This window comes from Thiomonas sp. TH-17, assembly GCF_057473305.1.
In genome coordinates this window covers 1-4,667 of sequence record NZ_JBYCKI010000234.1, presented here as the reverse complement: position 1 = coordinate 4,667, position 4,667 = coordinate 1, and the positions used below count along the sequence as shown (strand labels likewise).

At 66.8% G+C, this 4,667-nt stretch carries 6 protein-coding genes; all 6 read left to right on the top strand.

The genetic code is table 11. The annotated features are described in order from the left end of the window. The coding region (locus AC2VLV_RS13775) for a GTP cyclohydrolase, FolE2/MptA family (RefSeq protein WP_486990521.1) at positions 1–135 on the top strand (135 nt) is incomplete at its 5' end. A 21-nt stretch (positions 136–156) separates the two neighbouring features. Then, on the top strand, positions 157–1,461 hold the full coding sequence (locus AC2VLV_RS13770) for an NAD(P)/FAD-dependent oxidoreductase (RefSeq protein WP_486990520.1): 1,305 nt from the start codon (positions 157–159) through the stop codon (positions 1,459–1,461). Further along, positions 1,458–2,276 (top strand): DUF1365 domain-containing protein, encoded by an 819-nt coding sequence (locus AC2VLV_RS13765; RefSeq protein WP_486990519.1) that lies wholly within the window; start codon positions 1,458–1,460, stop codon positions 2,274–2,276. The genes AC2VLV_RS13770 and AC2VLV_RS13765 overlap by 4 nt, the downstream gene beginning before the upstream one ends. Beyond that, a complete protein-coding gene (locus tag AC2VLV_RS13760; protein ID WP_486990518.1) occupies positions 2,273–3,544 on the top strand; it encodes a class I SAM-dependent methyltransferase in 1,272 nt (423 codons plus the stop codon). The genes AC2VLV_RS13765 and AC2VLV_RS13760 overlap by 4 nt, the downstream gene beginning before the upstream one ends. Further along, on the top strand, positions 3,528–4,139 hold the full coding sequence (locus tag AC2VLV_RS13755) for a chalcone isomerase family protein (RefSeq protein WP_486990517.1): 612 nt from the start codon (positions 3,528–3,530) through the stop codon (positions 4,137–4,139). Before AC2VLV_RS13760 ends, AC2VLV_RS13755 begins: the two co-directional genes overlap by 17 nt. Further along, positions 4,136–4,667: MFS transporter (locus tag AC2VLV_RS13750; protein WP_486990516.1), on the top strand; the 532-nt coding region annotated here is incomplete at its 3' end. The genes AC2VLV_RS13755 and AC2VLV_RS13750, both read left to right, overlap by 4 nt.

Sequence of the window (4,667 nt, the reverse complement as noted above, 5' to 3'; positions counted from 1 at the left end):
GAAGACCTGGTGCGCGATGTCGCCGTGGCGCTGGAGCGCGATGAGCGCGTGGCCGCCTACACCGTGGAATCGGAGAATTTTGAATCCATCCACAATCATTCGGCGTATGCCTTGGTAGAAGGCCGCAAAACCTGACGCGGCCAGGGAGCCAAAACCATGCGCATTGCCATCATTGGAACGGGAATCTCAGGCCTCGGGGCGGCCTGGGCCTTGCGCCATCGCGCGCAGATCACGCTGTTCGAGGCCGGCTCGCACTTTGGCGGCCACACCCACACAGTGGATGTCGATCTGCCGGGCGAAGTGCCTTTCGCCGTGGACACGGGTTTTCTCGTGCTCAACGAGCGCACCTATCCCAAGCTGCAGGCGCTGTTCGCCGAGTTGGATGTGCCGCTGGCGACCTCGGATATGTCGTTCTCGGTGCAGGCCCCGCTGCCCAGCGGCAACTCGCTGGAATGGAGCGGCTCCAACCTGAACACGGTTTTCGCCCAGCGCCGCAACCTGACCCGGCCGACCTTCTGGCGCATGCTGCGCGACATCCTGCGCTTCAACCGCGAGGCCACGGCGCTGGCGCGCAAACCCGACACCGAGCTCGACCTCAACCAGACCGTGGGCGACTACCTGCGCCGCGAAGGCTACGGCGACCCGTTTCTGCACTGGTATCTGCTGCCGATGACCGCCTGCATCTGGTCGTGCCCGCCGGGGCAGATGCTCGACTTTCCGCTGGCCACGCTGGTGCGCTTCTGCGACAACCACGGTCTGCTGCAGGTCAACAACCGACCGCAATGGTTCACCGTGCGTGGCGGCGCGCGGCAGTACGTGCAGAAAATGCTCGCCCAACTGCCCGACGCGCGTCTGCGCACTCCCGTGCAACGGGTCGTGCGGCATGACAACGGCGTTGAACTGCATACGGCAGGTGGCACCATCTGGTTCGACGAAGTGATCTTCGCCTGCCACAGCGATCAGGCCCTCGCGCTGATCGACGCCCCCAGCACAGCCGAGCGCGAAGTGCTCGGCGCTATCCGCTACCAGTCCAACCGCGCGCTGCTGCACACCGACACCCGGCTGCTGCCACAGGCGCGCCAGGCCTGGGCCGCGTGGAACTACGAAAGCGTGGTGGAAGCCCGCTCCGAGCAGCCCACCGTCTGCCTGCACTACCTGCTCAACAAGCTGCAGCCCCTACCCACGCAACGCCCCATCGTGGTCTCGCTTAACCCGCTGCGCGAGCCCGCCGAGCACACCGTGCTGCGCGAGATGAGCTACGCCCATCCGATCTTCGATCAAGCGGCAATCAACGCCCAACAGCGCGTGCCCGAGTTGCAAGGCCAGCGGCACAGCTACTTCTGCGGAGCGTGGTGTGGCTATGGCTTTCACGAAGATGGCCTGAAGTCGGGCTACGCCGCAGCGCAAGCCCTGCTGACCCACGTGGACGCGCAGCCCGCCGACCGCGCCCTGGCTGCATGAAAGCCAACGCCATGCCGACTACTTCATCGGCCAGCCCGCATCAGCCGCTCATCGGCAGCGGCCCGGTGCGGCACCGACGCCTGCGGCCGACAACGCATGCGTTCAGCTACCGTGCGATGTTCCTGCTGCTGCCCATGCGCAGTCTGGCGCGCGACCCAGCGCTGCTGCCCATTGCCCGCAACCGCTTTGGGGCGATGAGCTTTTTCGATGCCGACCACGGCGACGGCGGCGGCGACAGCCTGGCCTGGCTGCAAGGCCTGCTTGCAACGCAAGGCATTTTTGACGCTGATGGCGAAATCTGGCTGCAGACCTTTCCGCGCATCTGGGGCTACGCCTTCAAGCCGGTGAGCCTGTGGCTGTGCGAGCGCGCCGACGGCAGCTTGCGCTGCGCCGTGGCCGAGGTCAACAACACTTTTGGCGAGCGGCACTGCTACATCCTCACCCCACCGGTGGGCGAGCGCAGCCTGCAATGGGGCGCCGAATATCGCGCCAGCAAAGTGTTTCACGTCTCGCCGTTCTGCACCGTGGAGGGCAGCTACCGCTTCCGATTCATGCGCAGCGCGGGCGCGGGCAAAGACCGCATGCTTCTGCGCATCGACCATGACGACACTCACGGCCCGCTGATCGAAACCAGCATCAGCGGCGACCTGCTTCCCCTTACCGCGGCACGCGCCCGCATGGCCCTGCTGCGCCACCCCATGCACAGCTTCGGCGTCATTGCGCGCATTCACTGGCAAGCCTTCAAGCTGTGGCGCAAGCGCGTGCCCTTCCACTCCAAGCCTGTTCCTCCAGACCATTTCGCGAGCCGATCATGAACGCCAGCGACCGCAGCCTGTCCCCGCTCTCTCTCGACCCCACCCTCGCCGCAGGGCAAAACCACAAGCAGCGCAAACCTCCGCTGGCCGCGCGCGGCGTGCTGCGCCTGCTGGAACGCCTGCAGATCGGCCGCCTCGATTTTCATGGCCCGGATGGCGTCTGGCGGCACTTCGGCCAAGACGACAACGGCCCGCATGCCGAAGTCGCGCTGCACGACTGGGCGGTGCTGGGCGAAGTGCTCAAGCGCGGCGACATCGCCTTTGCCGAAGCCTGGATGCGCCGCGCCTGGGACACGCCCGATCTGCCCGCACTGCTCAAGCTGCTGGTGGCTAACCGCGAGATCATCGCCCGCGCGCTGCACGGCAGCGTGTTGGGTCTGTTGCCCGACCGCATCCGCCATCTTCTGCGCCGCAACAGCCGCGCCGGAAGCCGCGACAACATCCACGCGCATTACGACATCGGCAACGCCTTCTACACGCTCTGGCTCGACCCGAGCATGACCTACTCCAGCGCCCTATTCAACGGCGACCCCGCGCAGACGCTGGAGCAAGCGCAGGCTGCCAAATACGCCCGCGTGCTCGATCAACTGCAACTCCAGCCCGGCTCGCAGGTGCTGGAGATCGGCTGCGGCTGGGGCGGTCTGGCCGAAGTCGGCGCACAGCGCGGCTTGCGCATGGATGGCGTCACCCTGTCCACCGAACAGCTCGACTACGCCCGCAACCGGCTCGCTGGTCTTTCCCCCGAAGCCCGGCTCGAACTGTGCGACTACCGTGATCTCGACCGCATCGCCCCTCAAGACGGCTATGACGGCATCGCCTCCATCGAAATGTTCGAGGCCGTGGGCGAGGCCTACTGGCCCGGCTTTTTCCGCACCGTGGCGCGCCATCTCAAGCCCGGCGCGCGCGCCTGCATCCAGACCATCACCATCGCCGACGATCTGTTCGACGACTACCGGCGCGGCACCGACTTCATCCAGCGCTACATCTTCCCCGGCGGCATGCTGCCCTCGCGCAGCGCCTTCATCGCGCAGGCCCAAGCCGCAGGGCTGGAAGTCGTTGAAGAACTGCCCTTCGGGCCCGACTACGCCCGCACCCTGGCGCTCTGGCGCGAACGCTTCACCGCCCAACTCGAAGCGGTGAAGGCCCAGGGTTTCGACGACCGTTTCATGCGGCTATGGACCTTCTATCTCGCCTACTGCGAGGCGGGTTTCAGCCAGGGCTCAACCCATGTGTGGCAGTTCACCCTGCGCCATGCCCGCACGCACTGAACCCAACTTGCACGGTCTGTCTCGCCGTGCGGTGTTGCTGGCCATAACCGCCTCGACGCTGCCGCTGAGCGCATGGGCGCAAGCCGCTGCGGGCGTTGCAGATGAAGTCAGCGCCGAGATTTCGCAGGCCCGGCGCGCGGGCAGCGGCGACTTTCGCTACTTCGGCTTTCTGGTCTACCACGCCACGCTCTGGGTCGGCCCGCAAGGTTTGGGCGCGCAACTGGGCGATACGCCCTTCGCCCTGCAATTGCGCTACGCCCGCAGCCTCAAAGGCGCCGACATCGCCGCGCGCTCCGAGGAGGAGATGCGCAAACTCGGTGAAGGCACGCCGCAGCAGCGCGCCGCCTGGCTCCAAGCCATGCAGCGCCTTTTTCCCGATGTGGCCGACGGCGACACCCTGACCGGCGTGTTCACCCCCGCGGGCGCCCTGCCTGCGCAGACCCGCTTTTATTTCAACGGCGCGCGGCGCGGCGCTGAAAACGGCGTGTCCTTCGCCCGCGCGTTTTTCTCAATCTGGCTGTCGCCGCAAACGCCCGCCCCCGGGCTGCGCCGCGATCTGTTGGCCCATCTGGACGCGCCGTCCACTCGGCCATGAACGCGCCGCCTGCCGTCTTGCCCGCTGCAGCGGCTGCGCTCACGCCCGCGGCCGTTCCGCTGCACGCCCTGGCGTTGTTGCGCTATGGCGCGCCCAGTCTGGCGTTTGCCTTCGTCGCGCTGCCGCTCTACGTTTATCTGCCGGAGCATTACGCCACGCGTTATGCGGTGCCGCTGGGCTATCTCGGCGGCGTACTGCTGCTCACCCGTTTTGCCGATGCGCTGTTCGACCCCTGGCTGGGGCGGCTGGCCGATCATCTGCTGCGACGCGGCCGGGCCAAACCTGCGCTGCTCGCGGCCTGCGTGCTGATGTTCGCGGGGTTTGCCGCATTGTTCGCCCTGCCCGCGCTGCTTCCCTTTGCTGCGGGCGAATGGCGCTTCACCCTACTGTTCATCACGGCGCTGCTGCTCACCTATCTGGGATTCAGCGCGGCGTCCATCGTGCATCAGGCCTGGGGCGCCACCCTGGGCACCGACGAGACGCAGCTCGCCCGCACCGTGGCCTGGCGTGAGGGGCTCGGGCTGGCCG